Annotated in this window: 13 protein-coding genes and 1 pseudogene; 5 read left to right on the forward strand and 9 right to left on the reverse strand. The window is 62.2% G+C overall.

From position 1 onward, the window contains the following. The first annotated feature begins 211 nt into the window (after positions 1-211). Positions 212-478 carry a helix-turn-helix transcriptional regulator gene (locus IB272_RS19800; RefSeq protein WP_246810388.1) on the forward strand — a complete coding sequence of 89 codons (267 nt, stop codon included), beginning with the start codon at positions 212-214 and terminating at the stop codon, positions 476-478. Between the two features lie 148 nt (positions 479-626). Here the strand turns inward: IB272_RS19800 and IB272_RS19805 are convergent, their stop codons facing one another. From IB272_RS19805 to IB272_RS19815, 4 genes and pseudogenes are all read right to left on the reverse strand, one after another. Continuing rightward, the gene (locus IB272_RS19805) at positions 627-824 is read right to left on the reverse strand and encodes a hypothetical protein (RefSeq protein WP_192444748.1); all 198 of its coding nucleotides are present in this window, start codon (positions 822-824) and stop codon (positions 627-629) included. Positions 825-935: 111 nt separating this feature from the next. After that, positions 936-2474, reverse strand: a complete 1539-nt coding sequence (locus IB272_RS35600; RefSeq protein WP_192444751.1) for an AAA family ATPase — start codon at positions 2472-2474, stop codon at positions 936-938. 285 nt (positions 2475-2759) lie between these two features. After that, a pseudogene (locus tag IB272_RS35605) lies at positions 2760-2975 on the reverse strand (hypothetical protein); the annotation flags it as partial. A gap of 166 nt (positions 2976-3141) precedes the next feature. Beyond that, positions 3142-3534, reverse strand: a complete 393-nt coding sequence (locus tag IB272_RS19815; protein ID WP_192444753.1) for a hypothetical protein — start codon at positions 3532-3534, stop codon at positions 3142-3144. A gap of 973 nt (positions 3535-4507) precedes the next feature. Between IB272_RS19815 and IB272_RS19820 the strand changes: the two genes are divergently transcribed. Further along, a complete protein-coding gene (locus IB272_RS19820) occupies positions 4508-5800 on the forward strand; it encodes an NCS2 family permease (RefSeq protein ID WP_034799339.1) in 1293 nt (430 codons plus the stop codon). Between the two features lie 155 nt (positions 5801-5955). On the opposite strand, the gene IB272_RS19825 is transcribed toward IB272_RS19820, so the two are convergent. After that, positions 5956-6276 (reverse strand): 2Fe-2S iron-sulfur cluster-binding protein, encoded by a 321-nt coding sequence (locus IB272_RS19825; RefSeq protein WP_043613820.1) that lies wholly within the window; start codon positions 6274-6276, stop codon positions 5956-5958. Between the two features lie 41 nt (positions 6277-6317). Further along, positions 6318-7571 (reverse strand): cytochrome P450, encoded by a 1254-nt coding sequence (locus tag IB272_RS19830; protein ID WP_110818876.1) that lies wholly within the window; start codon positions 7569-7571, stop codon positions 6318-6320. 111 nt (positions 7572-7682) lie between these two features. Between IB272_RS19830 and IB272_RS19835 the strand changes: the two genes are divergently transcribed. Beyond that, positions 7683-8531, forward strand: a complete 849-nt coding sequence (locus IB272_RS19835) for an AraC family transcriptional regulator (RefSeq protein WP_159416072.1) — start codon at positions 7683-7685, stop codon at positions 8529-8531. Between the two features lie 84 nt (positions 8532-8615). On the opposite strand, the gene IB272_RS19840 is transcribed toward IB272_RS19835, so the two are convergent. The 3 genes from IB272_RS19840 to puuE form a co-directional block, all read right to left on the reverse strand. After that, complete coding sequence (locus IB272_RS19840) at positions 8616-9101, reverse strand: ureidoglycolate lyase (RefSeq protein ID WP_034799348.1); 486 nt, start codon at positions 9099-9101, stop codon at positions 8616-8618. Positions 9102-9172: 71 nt separating this feature from the next. After that, the gene (gene alc / locus IB272_RS19845) at positions 9173-10192 is read right to left on the reverse strand and encodes an allantoicase (protein WP_090295956.1); all 1020 of its coding nucleotides are present in this window, start codon (positions 10190-10192) and stop codon (positions 9173-9175) included. A gap of 10 nt (positions 10193-10202) precedes the next feature. Continuing rightward, positions 10203-11618, reverse strand: coding sequence for an allantoinase PuuE (puuE, locus tag IB272_RS19850; RefSeq protein ID WP_112983435.1), 1416 nt, complete (start codon positions 11616-11618; stop codon positions 10203-10205). Positions 11619-11790: 172 nt separating this feature from the next. Between puuE and uraH the strand changes: the two genes are divergently transcribed. Together uraH and xdhA are read left to right on the forward strand one after the other, a co-directional pair. Next, positions 11791-12162 carry a hydroxyisourate hydrolase gene (uraH, locus tag IB272_RS19855; RefSeq protein WP_113186993.1) on the forward strand — a complete coding sequence of 124 codons (372 nt, stop codon included), beginning with the start codon at positions 11791-11793 and terminating at the stop codon, positions 12160-12162. A 3-nt stretch (positions 12163-12165) separates the two neighbouring features. Next, entirely contained in the window at positions 12166-13647 is a 1482-nt protein-coding gene (gene xdhA / locus IB272_RS19860; RefSeq protein WP_192444755.1) for a xanthine dehydrogenase small subunit, read from the forward strand. Positions 13648-13649 lie beyond the last annotated feature (2 nt).

Raw genomic sequence — 13649 nt, forward strand, 5'->3', positions numbered from 1 at the left:
TCCTTCTCTTGAAGGAGGGTTCTGAATCCGAGGCCGTGCTGCTGGCCGATGGTCTCCTTCGTCGAGAGCTAGAAAAACTGATCATTCCAAGGGCAGCTTCGGCGGGCGCGGGTTCGGTACCTCGAGGCCCCACTAACGCGTCACGCCGAAGCCGAATCCTATAATTGTTGACAAATTTGTGGAAGTGCCGCCTGTTCAGCGCATGGATTCGATGTCGGAAATCATGCGAGTCCTTCGGGCCGCACGCGCGCTCGTCGGACTCAGCCAGGCGGAACTGGCCGAACTCTCTGGAGTCAGCCGGCAGATCGTCGTGAGGATCGAGAATGGCGAGAACAACGTCCTCGTCGACGCGGTCGAGAAGGTGCGCCGCGCTTTGGAGCAGAAGGGGGCGGCGTTCACGGACGCGACGCCACAGCACGGCCCCGGCGTCGCCCTCGCCAGGCCGGGCGGCGCCACAGACACCGAGACAAAAATCTGAGTTGAGACGGCACTTCCCACGCGCTTCAAAACGGAAGGGGGCCCGGTTATCCCCTAGTCTTCGATCTGGTCGAGTTTTCACATCGAGTAAAACGGGCAGCTCGTACGGGCTTTAGCTAAGGTTTTGGAAGGCTGGTCGCGCTCATACGCTACTTGTCTGCGTTCCCTGAAGGCCGCTTCTTCAGCGTCTCCCTGCGTTTCCCCGGGGACATGACCCGGTGCCCGACGTTGGCCGGCTTGAAGCCCGCCTTTGCCAGCGCCTGGGCAAACGTTTCGTTGTCGTCCGGCGTTTCCCCGAGCGGCTCAACGTCTGCGTTGGTCGTCTCGTCCTTGCCACCGCGAGGCATGCCGGCCTCCTTTTCAAACATTCGCCGCCAAGTCGCCGATCTAGGACGGTACTTCCACGAGGCGTTGCTCCGATTCGAGACGACCCATGTCGCCTACGGTTTACCGACGGTTCATTGTTGCCGCCTCGCGCGTTCGCGCGCCTCTCGCAATCTCTCGACGAGACGTTCGAGCTTTCGGAGCGAACCACCTGTCCAAACGCTCGCCAATGCGTTCAGCTCGAATCCCTCAAGCGGCGTCGCCCAGCGGGGATCGTGACCCGCGTCGATGTACAGCCGCTCAAGGATTCGCGTTGCAAAGACGGGCAAATGGTCAGCTTCCGGATCCGGAAAAGAAAGAATTCGACACCTGTCCCGCAAAGCCGCCGGGATCGGCTCCACCGAGTTTGCGGTCATCAGCCAGGATACGTGTGACAGATCGCAGTGGGCCTGAAGGTAAGGGTCATGCCAGCGTCTCGACGTCTCGGGCTCGAACAATCCGATCAGCACGTCGTGCACGTTGCCATTATGGCGGCCGGTCCCAATCTTCTCAATCTCATCAAGAATAACAACCGGTCCGGCGCATTCGTGCATCCGCACGACCATGACCGGAAGGCTCGGTTCGCCCGACGACCACCTCCGGGCGGTACCGCCGATGGCACTGTCACTAAGGCCGCCGCACGAAATTAGCTCATAGGGAGTACCGAGCTCCTCAGACAATCGCCTGGCGAAGCGTGTCTTCCCACCTCCGGGCGACCCGTGAAAAATGATTGGCCTTATACGGACAGTCGGCCGGCCCATGAGTCCTTCGAGCACATTGTCAACAACCGCTCCAGCATGGGGAAACTCCGCGACGAGCCGCGAACGAATTCCGGCCAGCGCGGGCATGGTGGACAGCGGCAACGGACGTTGCTTGAACTTCGCGAACTCCCTTTCCACTCGTTTACCCTCGGCCGTGGTGTCGTTTCCGATGCCACTGATAACGACTACTCCGTCGGCAGGTCGCCCATGGTGTTCCGAGGAATCGTCGTTCCAGCTTGATGTCGCAGGACCGTCGCGTGCTGAATCCTGCGGTTCCTGATAATCGACCGTCCCTGACTTGATCGCATTTCTGAAGTGGACAGAGTACGTTTCGACCTCGGGGCCGAACCAATCAGAATACCTTTGAACGACGACGCCCGCTCGTTGGCGCCGGTTGAGTTCGCGGGACTGCATCGCCCAACCGAGCGAACGTGAAAGAAGGTCAAGACCCCTCGCGTGACCTAGCTCCCCAGAAGCTAGATGCGCGATTTCACCAGCGATCAGGGCCGTTGCCTGGCCGTTCCCAAAGAAGGCCCGGTAGAAGCGGCACCGCAAACGGCATTCATCGATGGGCAATCCCTGAGCATCATCGATGAGATCAAGAGCAGCCTCCACCGCAAGCACGCCATCCTCGCTCTGCTCGACGCCGAGCTCGTCCAGGCTTGTAGCGAGAAGTTCGAGTCCAGTCCGCTTGCGCTTCTTAACGCGCCCGGACAATCGGCTGGAGTATTCGCGGATGTCGTCAGCCAGGTCTTCGCGGAAGAAGGCCATCCCCCGGAGCAGTTCCTCGGCCGTGGGCAAATGCAGCCCGGCGATTGCCGCCTTTTGTCGGCGTTGAAAGTGGCGGTCATGTGATGGCGGGTTGTCTGTCACAGGTCACCCTCTTGAATCCTAAGTCGAGCACTACCGCGAGGCGCGGCCGCTGCGGGACATGCCGTGCGAGCGGATGTCAAATCGCGAGAACGCCGCTTGCACAACTGCGAGCCGTTCCTTCTTCAAAGGACGGTTCATCCGTGCCGGGAACGTCGATGACGACTTCGCAAGTTCCGAAGTCGCGCTTCCTGCAGGCCAGCATCATGCTCTTCCAGTCCCAGCCGGATGCCCGAGCCGGTACCAACGGTTGACCGTGCGTGCGATCCCGGCCTCTGTGTCCATGTAGATAAGTTGGCTGGTCATGATTTCACGGCCGTCGCCCAGAGACGGATGACCAAAGACGTACCCCGAGAGGCAGGCGGTCCTACGTGAATACATCTGGTGGGCCTCAAGGATGGGGGCGGTGTCGAATGACATTGGCAGGACTAGACCACCCTCAACCGCACGCAAGTCAGTGGACAGTCTCTGTGCATCTTGTGCACTCAAGTAGGCGAACTTCATCGGAGTGAACCTCTTCTGGCAATTTGGGCACGGCCTGCCAAGGATTGGCGATCCAGTCGGGATAGGTTGGTGCCTCGTGGGCTTGTCTAGGAAGTGCACCAGCGACTGCCTGACCTTTCGAAACTGCTCGGAGTGAGCCCTGCCCAACGACGAGCTCTTTCCCTTCTCAGATTTCCCCCTCTAAGCTCCATCGCCGCAGCGAGTCCTCGGCCACCGGAGAGGGCTGGCCGATGCGGTACCAGCGCTGGGACGAGCGCGCGACTCCTTGGTGAAGGGAAAAGAGGTGAAGTGGGGCGGTGAAGCCCATGGAAGTGCTCTGCTCGCGCTGCTCGCCGGGATACGTAATATATCCGACCAGCGTTGGGACGATGAACTTCTCGATGAACCATTGTTCGACGACCGGCGCGTCGCTGACCTCGAACTGGGGGAGTGACCTGCTGTCGATCACGCGGCGCAGGTCGGCAGCCAGATGCTCGACGGCATTGGCATGCCGGGCGATTGACGCCCATGAGGAATTCATCCGGTTTTCTCCGACTCTGAGCATCGTGGTCTCCATCATTATCACGAATCATGAGCAATAGGCTCACCGTATGAGCAAAATGACTCCTTCAGGTGGCGCTGTCAACACTTCGAACTGATGCATGTACTGCGTGGCCTCTCACTTTGCTGCCCGCTCAGCGTCAAGACTCGAGTGTTTGGAGGGCAATTCGCAGTCGAAAAACGGTTGCTTCGAGGTGCCGGCGGCACCGACGAAGCGCCGTGCGCCGAAGGACGAGGCCGCGACGCTAGGAGAAGCGCAAGACCGGCGATCACCCGGAGAGTAGGTGTGCGGTGCGCAGGTCTGACCCACCGCGGCGTGCGGACTGCGGCGCAAGACGGAAGCGACCGCAGAGAGCCGTCGAAGTCGATCGGTCCCGCTGAGTTCGGGGTGATAGCGCTCGGGGGCTCTGCATTCTATCAGAGGTTGCGGGTGTGAGGCGCCGACGCGGCCGCCTCGAAGGTATGGCGCGGAGACGCATCGTCGTTTATTTTGTCAACATATGCGGGCCTGACGAGGAAGAAGCGAGGCGCGCCAAAAATGGCCTTGGCAACACGCCAATAGCAGTCTGCCCATCTTTTTTTGGAAAAGCGCCCCAACATTTTTTGGCGTCTTCAGGGATTTCAGTCACTTAGCCGCGCCAACTTAGTTTTGGCCCAACATCCAGTCGCGCGAACGGTGGAAAATACCCCCGCAAGTGTAGTCCAGCGGCCCCTCAAATTCTCCGAAAAATTTGAAAGTCTTTCATCATCGATCCCGGGAATGGACGGCTAGCGGTCTGCGTCCGGAAGTCGCACAATCCAAAGGCTGTGCAAGAGGCATTCGCGTCGTCCGAAAGAGGGCGGACGATCGCCAGCCGGCACGAAGCCTAAAGCGAAGCGATCGTTCCGGGAACATCCGGGCGTTCGAAATGCACTGGTCGGGAACTGGAGGAGACGGTTTCCCGCTCACTGTCGTTCGGCTGCGTCGTGGTGACGCCGCCAAGGGAGGAAAGATGTTTGAACGACTATTCAAGCTGAAAGAGCATCAGACGACGGCGCGCACCGAGGTGATCGCCGGTATCACGACATTCCTGACGATGTCCTACATCATCTTCGTCAACCCCGACATCCTGTCGAGCACGGGCATGGATAGGGATGCCGTCTTCGTCGCAACCTGTATTGCCGCGGCACTCGGCTCTGCGGTCATGGCGCTCGTCGCCAACTGGCCAATCGGCATGGCGCCGGGCATGGGCCTCAACGCCTTCTTCGCCTTCACCGTCGTTGCGGCGCTTGGCTTCACCTGGCAGCAGGCGCTGGGTGCTGTCTTCATCTCGGGCGTGATCTTCCTGATCCTGACCGTGACGGGGGTCCGAAGCTGGCTGATCGCCGGCATTCCGCATTCGCTTCGAAGCGCGATCGCCACCGGTATCGGCCTCTTCCTTGGCATCATCGCCCTGAAGAACGCCGGCATCGTCGTCGACAACCCGGCAACGCTCGTCGGTCTCGGCGACCTCAAGCAGACTGGCCCGCTGCTCGCGATCCTCGGCTTCTTCGTGATTGCCGTTCTGGACTCGCTAAAAGTTCGCGGCTCGATCCTGATCGGCATCCTGGTCGTCACCGTCCTGTCGATGATCCTCGGCGTCAGCGAGTTCAAGGGCATCGTCTCGGCACCGCCGAGCATCGCGCCGACCTTCCTGCAACTCGACATCATGGGCGCCCTGCACGGCGGCCTGCTGCATGTCATCCTCGTCTTCGTGCTCGTCGAAGTCTTCGACGCCACCGGCACGCTGATCGGTGTCGCCAAGCGCGCCAAACTGGTGGAAGAAGGCAAGCCGAACCGTCTGGGCCGCGCGCTTCTCGCCGACAGCACCGCGATCGTCGCCGGCTCGCTGATCGGTACCAGCAGCACGACCGCCTATGTCGAAAGCGCCTCGGGCGTCCAGGCCGGCGGCCGCACGGGCCTGACCGCGCTCACCGTCTGCGTGCTCTTCCTGGCCGCGCTGTTCTTCTCGCCGCTGGCAGCTGCCGTTCCGTCCTATGCGACGGCCCCGGCTCTGCTCTACGTTGCCGGCCTGATGATGCGCGAACTGACGGAAGTCGAGTGGGACGACCTGACGGAAGCGGCTCCGGCAGCGCTTACAGCACTCGCCATGCCCTTCACCTACTCGATCGCCAACGGCCTCGCCTTCGGCTTCGTCAGCTATGTCGTCTTGAAGGTCTTCACCGGTAAGTGGAGCGTCATCCACCCGGCAACCCAGCTCGTGGCAGCGCTCTTCATCGTGCGCTTCGCGTTCTTCGCCGAATAACGAAAATCGGCCGGGGCATGCCGCCTCGGCCGATCAGAACTTCCCCGTAAGTGCTGGCCGGAGCAACGAAATGTTGCTTCGGCCTTTTTGCCTCGATCTGGCTTAAAGAGCGCAAATCCGAACGGAAAGCCGCTTCACACTTTTCCTGGATTTGCTCAGTATTGCCCGGCGGGCAGATGCACCACAAGGCCGTCGAGTTCAGCCGACACCGTGATTTGACAACTCAGGCGGCTGCGCTCGTTCGGATTGACGACGCACTCGATCATGTCCTGTTCCTGGAACTCGGGCGCCGGCAGGCGGTCGCTCCATTCGCCGTCGATGTAACAGTGACAGGTGCCGCAGGCGCAGGAGCCGCCGCATTCGGCAGCAATGGCGTCGATGCCGTTCTGCACGGCGGCTGACATCAGCGATTGGCCGATCTCCGCCTGAATTTCTTTCGTCGTGCCGTCCGCGTCGATGAAGACGATCTTGGGCATGGGTATTCTCCGATTGCGTATGTTGGTGTCGAGATATGGGATCAGGCCGGCCGGATGGCGATCTTCAGCCGCTTGGGTCCACGGACCGAAAGACCGCGCTTGTATTCCGGCTCCCGGTCGACGAGTTCGATGGTTGGGAAACGGCGAAGCAGGGTGCTGAAGATGATATCCATGTCGAGGCGCGCGAGGTGGTTGCCGAGACAGAAATGCACGCCGCCGCCAAAGGCGAGATGACGGTTGGGCGTCCGGCCGATGTCGAACGTGTCGGCATTCTCGAACTGCTTGGGGTCGCGGTTGGCGGCGCCATAGAGCAGGCCGAACTTGGTGCCGCGCTCGAAGCGACGGCCGAAGATCTCGATGTCCTCGACGCAATGGCGGTGGAAGAACGGAAGCGGCGACTCGTAGCGGAACATCTCCTGCACGCCGGTCTGGATCAGGCCGGGTTCGCTCCGCAGCCGCGCCATCTGCTCGGGGAAGCGCAAGAGTGAATGCATGCCGCTGCCAAGCACATCGATCGTGGAACCGTGGCCGGCCATCAGGATCAGCATGCAGGTGGAGATGAATTCGTCGAAGTTCATGGCGCCGGAGCGCTCCGCCTCGATCAGCACCGAGATGAGGTCATCCTTCGGCGCCCGCTCACGTTCGGCCTTCAACGCTGTCAGGTATTCGTAGAACTCGGTCGTATTGCGCTCGGCGAGCTCCTTGCGCGCGTCGGATCGGTCGACGTCGAAGAACTGCACGATGTTTTCCGACCAGATCCGCAGCTGCGGACAGTCCTCGTCCGGCACGCCGAGCAGGCGGCCGATGATATGGCCGGGAACATGGGCGGCCAGATCATCGACAAAGTCGATCTCGCCGCGATCGGCGAGGCTATCGATCAGCCGGTCGACATAGGCCTGGATCTGGTCGCGGAGCTTCGCAATCATAGCCGGTGTGAATAGTTTGAAGACCTGCTTGCGCAAGCGGTCATGCACGGCACCATCGCTGTCGAGCAGGCTGAACTGCACGAAACGCTCGTGGTGTGGCATGTCGTGCCAATTGGCGGCGCGCTGCAGTTTTGAGAGCTCTTCCTTGGTCGCGAGGTCTTCGAGCGAGCGCACCATGCGCTTGTCCATGACGATCGCCGAGACGTCCTCGAAGCGCGAGGCAAGCCAGATGTCGAAATCCGCAAAGTAGTGCAGCCCCTCTTTTTCGCGCAGCGCGCGATAGGTCGGATAGGGATCGCGAGCAAAATCCGGGGACAGCGGCGCGAAGGTGAAATTCGCGGCATCGCCATTCGGCGCGGCTTCGGTCATGGGCAATTCTCCGTGCATAAAGCTGCATGATAACGTCACTGCCGTAGCTCTGTGAATGGCGCCCTGTCGCAAGATGATGGACAAAACTCGCGTCGGATGCCAGAAAATGGCATGCTGACCGAAAGCGAAGAGATCCATTTCCACACCCCGGCAAAATTCGCAGGTGCGTTTCCCTATCTGGCGCTGGTGGCCGGAAGCCGGACGGCGCGCCCTGACGAGGCGCCGATCCGCAAACGGTTCCACCAGCACGTCTTCGTCTACACAACAGGCGGACGCGGGTTGATCGAGGTGCACGGTCAACGTTTCCCTGCCGAAACCGGCAGTGTTGCCTGGCTCGATACCTCTCAGGCCTATGCGCATAGCTGCGCTGCCGACAGCGAAAGCTGGCGTTATCTCTGGATGGGGATCGAGGGACACGGGCTTGATGCGCTCTACCAGTTTCTCGGCGTGCAGCAGTCGCCATTGTTCGTGCCGAGAGACCCGCGGAGGGCACAGGCGGCGTTCGAAAGTGTGAGCGGATTTCTTGCCGAACGCTCGCCGGCGACGGACGCCCTGTCGAGCGCCGCGATCGCGGGGCTGATGGCGGACATGATCGCGCCACGGCTGATCGGAGCCGAACCGGCCGAGGACAGGTCCGGTGAAGACCGTTTGCTTCAGGTGCTGTCAGTGATGCGCGGCGATCTCGCCAGGCCCTGGACGATCGACGATCTTGCGGCGCTTGCGCGGCTGAGCCCGTCGCAACTCTTTCGTCGCTTTCGCGATATGGTGGGAACGACGCCGATGGACTGGCTGCGCCACGAGCGGATCAACCAAGCGAAACGCCTGCTGGTTGGACCCGATGCCAAGGTCTCGGCGGTGGCCGCCGTCTGCGGCTATCCGGATCCCTATCATTTCTCGCGCGATTTCCGCCGCGTGACCGGATACACGCCGACGAAATTCCGGCGGGATGGCGGCTATTGAGGTCGCAGTCTTCGTCCGATTTCGGCGGCCAGCGAGGCCCTGGCGCACCGATAACCCGACCGGACGACCGGGTCATGCATTGATTCACACGATCAGGAACGGCTCCTTGAAGAAATGTTCCTCGAGATTGACGCCTTCGCCGCCGCGATCGACCACCGCGAAATCCGAGACGTCATCGAGCGGCGTCAGGATGCCGTGCCAGACATTGCGGGCGATGTTGACGCCCTGGCCCGGGGTGGTCTTGAAGGCGATCGGTTCACTCGGGCCTTCGTCGGTTTCCCGGGAGACGACGATCAGAAACGGGTTGTCGCTCAAGGGGATGAAGGCCTGGCTGCCGAGCGGATGGCGCTCGACCATGGTGAGTTTCAGCGGCAGCGGATAGGGTACGCCGCGCACCAGGCTGATCATGGGCCGGGCCTTTTCGCCTGTTGTATCGATCTTGGCGAGGTCGTGGTAGCGGGTTGCATTGCCCCCGTTGATGGGGAAGTTGTTGGCATTCTCCGTTTCGATCACGTCGCCGAAAGGCGCAAAGGCCTCCCGGGTCAACGGCTGTATGACGATCTCCTTCATGTGACGCTCCTCCGTCCAATGTTGATGGGTTGCCTGGAAGTTTGATCGCTTCGCCTCCTCGGCGAAACGATCTAGATGCCGGCTTTCGCAATACGCCCGAAGACACGCAGCCGGCTGACGCCGCCGTCGGGGAAGATGTTGAAGCGCACGTGGGTTACCGGACCCGCGATCGCGAGTGCGCTTGCTTCATAGGTGTGGATGCTGTCGGCGGCGAGTTTCTGCGGCGGCAGGACCTCGCGCCAGAACATCGACGATGCCGTAACGGCTGCGGCCACTTCGCAAGCGGTCGCTCCAAGGTCTGCAGCCTGCAGCGAACAGGCGTCCGGGTAGTTGCCCTTGAAGTGGGCGGTATCGACCACGATCCGGTCGATCTCGCCGCGCGCGGCGAGTTTCACCACGATCCAGTCGTTGCCGGGCTCGCGCCGCCGGCGGGTCTCCCAACCGTCGCCCATGTTGATGCCGCGTCCGGGCGCAAGCAGCCGCTGGTGGCCGTAGTGTCCGTTGGAATAGGCGATGATGCGCCCGCCGAGCAATGATGAGGCCAGATCGACCACCGCGTCGCCGATCGCTGCTCGGTCTAGCGCAGGCGCGCCGTAAACCCGAAGGCGGGCGACGCCGCCGTCGGGATAGATGCGCAAGCGCACATGGCTCCAGACAGAATCCGACCGCGCTTCGAAGTGATGCAGCGCGCTCGGGCCAAGCGGCCGAGGGCAGACCAGCTCCGTCCAGACCGTCCGATCGTCGGGGCCATCCGGTGCCAGGCAGGCGTCGATGGCGCAAGCGCTCGGGTAGTTGCCGGTGAAATGAGTGGTATCAACCTCGAAGCCCCGGATGAGGCCGTTCGTCGCGAGTGCCACGATGGCGTGGTCGTTGCCGGGGCCGCGGCGTCGCCGCGTCTCCCAGCCGTCCATCCACTTGCCGTTCTCGTCATAGACACCGGGATGATAGACCGGCGGCGCGTCCTGCAGCATGCGTTCGAGCGGCGCGAAGAACTCGTCGGTTGCAAAGACCGGCCGCGCGCCGAGACCGGCGGAGGCAAGGTTGATCGCGTTCAGCGCGAATTCGGGCGGGTTCACGCCGTCGATCGTCATCGCGAGACCCTCAGCTCGGCAGCATGTCCTTGAGGCGCAGATAGGCGATCCGCTCCACCTGCCGGCACGCGGTCTCGAACTCCGTATCGCGATCGTTGCCGATCCGGCTTTCGAAGGCGGCGAGGATCTCGTCCTTGCTGCGCCCCTTGACCGCCATGATGAACGGGAACTTGAACTTCTCGACATAGGCGGCGTTGAGCGTGGTGAAGCGTTCACGCTCGGCATCGGTCAACGCATCGAGGCCGGCACCGGCCTGCTCGTTGGTCGAGCTTTCGGTCAGGCGCTTGGCCTGTGCCAGCTTGCCGGCGAGATCGGGGTGGGCGATCAGCACGGCAAGCCGCTCCTCGGCCGAAGCTTCGCGGAAGACTGCGGAAAGGGCGGCGGCAAGGCCGATCGCGGTGTCGTTGGCCGGCGAAAGTTCGCCCTGGAAGGCGCGCTTCGCGATCCACTTCGAATGTTCGAAGACGCCGCCGAACCTGGCGACGAACGCCTCTTCGCCAAGCCGCGACGGACGATCGTCCCAGGCCTTGTACGGGTAGTTTTCGGCCCAGTGGCGGGCGATATCGACGCGTTTTGCGAGCCACACCTTCTCGTGGCCCTGCACATAATCGAGGAAGCGGGCGAGTGCCGCGGCGCGGCCGGGCCGGCCGACGAGGCGGCAGTGCAGCCCGATGCTCAGCATCTTCGGCGCACCGGCCGTACCTTCGGCGTAGAGCACGTCGAAGCTGTCCTTGAGGTAGCTGAAGAACTGGTCGCCGCTGTTGAAACCCTGCGGCGTGGCAAAACGCATGTCGTTGCTGTCGAGCGTGTAGGGGATGACCAGCTGATGGCGCCCCGCATGCTCATGCCAATAGGGCAGGTCGTCGGCATAGGCGTCCGATACGTAGTCGAAGCCGCCGGCTTCCGTCACGAGGTCGAGCGTGTTGTCGGAACAGCGCCCCGTGTACCAGCCGCGCGGGCGCTCTCCGGTGACGATGGTGTGCAGCCGGACCGCTTCGGCGATCTCCTGGCGCTCGCGCTCCGGCGAAAAGTCCTTGTGTTCGATCCATTTCAGGCCGTGCGAGGCGATTTCCCAGCCGGCGTCCTGCATGGCGGCGACCTGTTCCGGCGAGCGCTTCAGCGCGGTTGCGACGCCATAGACGGTCGCCGGCACGCCGCGCTCGGTGAACATGCGATGCAGCCGCCAGAAGCCGGCGCGCGCGCCATATTCGTAGATCGATTCCATGTTCCAGTGGCGCTGGCCCTGCCAGGCCTGCGCACCGACGATTTCCGACAGGAATGCTTCGGAGGCTGCGTCGCCGTGCAGCACGCAGTTCTCGCCGCCTTCCTCGTAATTGATGACGAATTGCACGGCGATCCGCGCGCCGTCGGGCCATGTGATCTTGAAGTTCGGGCCGTGGCCGTGAAGATCGCGGGGGTATCTCATCTAAGCAGCTCCTCCAGACATTTTCGTCTCTGCATCCAATTTCTAGCGGCATTTGTTTCGAGCCATTCCCCCCAAAAAATTTGAAAGTCTCGAATGATCCGGTCGCTACCAAGCGGGTGGGAATGCCGGAATACTGCGAGGTGGAAAGCTGACTTCGGGAGGAGCGAAAACTATGCAATCTCAGGGTGGAAACGCCGGCCGTTTGACGACGCACGTGCTGGATACGGCCAGCGGCAAACCGGCCGAAGGGCTGCGCATCGAGCTCTACCGGGTCGATGGCGATCGCCAGACGCATATCAAGTCCGTCAAGACCAATGACGACGGCCGCTGTGACGAGCCGCTTTTGAGCGGCGAGTGCATGCAGACCGGCACCTACGAGCTGCAGTTCCATGCGGGCGATTATCTCGGCGGCGCAGCCAAGCGCGGTGACAACCCGTTCCTCGACGTGATCCCAATCCGCTTCGGCATCGATAACCAGGGCGCGCACTATCACGTGCCGCTGCTGCTTTCGCCCTATAGCTACTCCACCTATCGCGGGAGCTGAGCAATGACGATCCAGATCCGCAACACCATCCGCTTCATCCTGAACCACCGCCTCGTCGAACTTGCCGATGTTTCGCCGGTTCAGACTCTGCTCGATTTTCTGCGCATCGACCGCAATCTGAAGGGCACGAAAGAAGGCTGCGCCGAGGGCGACTGCGGTGCCTGCACCGTGCTTATCGGCCGCCTGCTCGACGGCAAGCTCAAGTATGAATCCGTCAATGCCTGCATCCGTTTCGTCGGCTCGCTCGACGGCTGTCATATCGTGACGGTGGATAGTTTGGCGCAGCCGGCTGGCCCGTTGCATCCGGTGCAGCAGGCAATGGTCGACACGCATGCCTCGCAGTGCGGTTTCTGCACGCCGGGCTTCGTGATGTCGCTCTATGGCCTCTGGATGGAGAACTCGAAGCCGTCGATCGCCGAAATCGAAAAGGCGCTGCAGGGCAATCTGTGTCGCTGCACCGGCTATGCCGCGATCATCCGCGCCGCCGAGGCGATCTCGACGATTGGCGACATCGGCAAGGATCCGCTGGTTGCCGAACGCGACCGGATCGCAGGCGAACTGGCAGCACTTCAGGATGGCCGTCGCGTGGAAATCGGCTCGGAGACGGAACGCTTCATTCTTCCGGGCTCGGTCGATGATTTCGCGGCCGTGCTCGAAGCCAACCCGAAGGCGACGATCGTTGCCGGTTCGACCGATGTCGGCCTCTGGGTCACCAAATTCATGCGCGACATCTCACCGGTCATTCACCTGACCCATCTTGAAGAACTGCGCCGCATCACGGTCGATGCCGACGGCGTGACGCTCGGCGCCGGCGTCAGCTACGCCGAAGGCTACCCTGTTATCGTCGCGCACTTCCCTGCACTGACCGAGCTTTGGGACCGCATCGGCGGCCAGCAGGTCCGCAACATGGGCACCGTGGGTGGCAACATTGCCAACGGCTCGCCGATCGGCGACACCCCGCCGGCGCTGATCGCGCTTGGCGCTGCGATCACGCTGCGCAAGGGCGATCGCCGCCGCACGGTCGTCCTCGAGAACTTCTTCATCGCCTACGGCAAGCAGGACCGCGAGCCGGGCGAGTTCGTGGAAAGCGTGCGCATTCCTTTCGTTTCCGATAACGCGCGCGTGGCCGTCTACAAGGTGACGAAGCGTCTGGATGAGGACATTACCGCCGTCTGCGGCGGCTTCAACATCGCCTTCGAGGCAGGTCGGGTCAGCGACGCCATCATCGCCTTCGGCGGCATGGCCGCTACGCCGAAGCGAGCCGCTCATGTGGAGGCGGTGCTAAAAGGCGCCGAGTGGAACGAGGAGACGGTCGAGCGCGCTGTCGCAGCCTTCGATCAGGACTTCACGCCGCTCACCGATTGGCGCGCTTCGGCGGAGTACCGCCAACTGGTGGCGAAGAACCTGCTTCGCCGCTTCTATCTCGAAACGCAGTCGAGTGGCGGCCAGCTCCGTCTCGATCGCACCATTGCTGTCGCGGTTTAAGG

It is taken from the genome of Ensifer sp. ENS08, assembly GCF_014852195.1.
GTDB lineage: Bacteria > Pseudomonadota > Alphaproteobacteria > Rhizobiales > Rhizobiaceae > Ensifer > Ensifer adhaerens.

What these genes read in the sequence shown, in the direction of transcription:
- IB272_RS19840 (WP_034799348.1), bottom strand. Translation starts at nt 9,101, where the DNA reads ATGAAGGAGATCGTCATACAGCCGTTGACCCGGGAGGCCTTTGCGCCT.
- xdhA (WP_192444755.1), top strand. Translation starts at nt 12,166, where the DNA reads ATGACGATCCAGATCCGCAACACCATCCGCTTCATCCTGAACCACCGC.
- alc (WP_090295956.1), bottom strand. Translation starts at nt 10,192, where the DNA reads ATGACGATCGACGGCGTGAACCCGCCCGAATTCGCGCTGAACGCGATC.
- uraH (WP_113186993.1), top strand. Translation starts at nt 11,791, where the DNA reads ATGCAATCTCAGGGTGGAAACGCCGGCCGTTTGACGACGCACGTGCTG.
- IB272_RS19830 (WP_110818876.1), bottom strand. Translation starts at nt 7,571, where the DNA reads ATGACCGAAGCCGCGCCGAATGGCGATGCCGCGAATTTCACCTTCGCG.
- puuE (WP_112983435.1), bottom strand. Translation starts at nt 11,618, where the DNA reads ATGAGATACCCCCGCGATCTTCACGGCCACGGCCCGAACTTCAAGATC.
- IB272_RS19835 (WP_159416072.1), top strand. Translation starts at nt 7,683, where the DNA reads ATGCTGACCGAAAGCGAAGAGATCCATTTCCACACCCCGGCAAAATTC.
- IB272_RS19805 (WP_192444748.1), bottom strand. Translation starts at nt 824, where the DNA reads ATGCCTCGCGGTGGCAAGGACGAGACGACCAACGCAGACGTTGAGCCG.
- IB272_RS19825 (WP_043613820.1), bottom strand. Translation starts at nt 6,276, where the DNA reads ATGCCCAAGATCGTCTTCATCGACGCGGACGGCACGACGAAAGAAATT.
- IB272_RS19800 (WP_246810388.1), top strand. Translation starts at nt 212, where the DNA reads ATGTCGGAAATCATGCGAGTCCTTCGGGCCGCACGCGCGCTCGTCGGA.
- IB272_RS19820 (WP_034799339.1), top strand. Translation starts at nt 4,508, where the DNA reads ATGTTTGAACGACTATTCAAGCTGAAAGAGCATCAGACGACGGCGCGC.
- IB272_RS19815 (WP_192444753.1), bottom strand. Translation starts at nt 3,534, where the DNA reads ATGATGGAGACCACGATGCTCAGAGTCGGAGAAAACCGGATGAATTCC.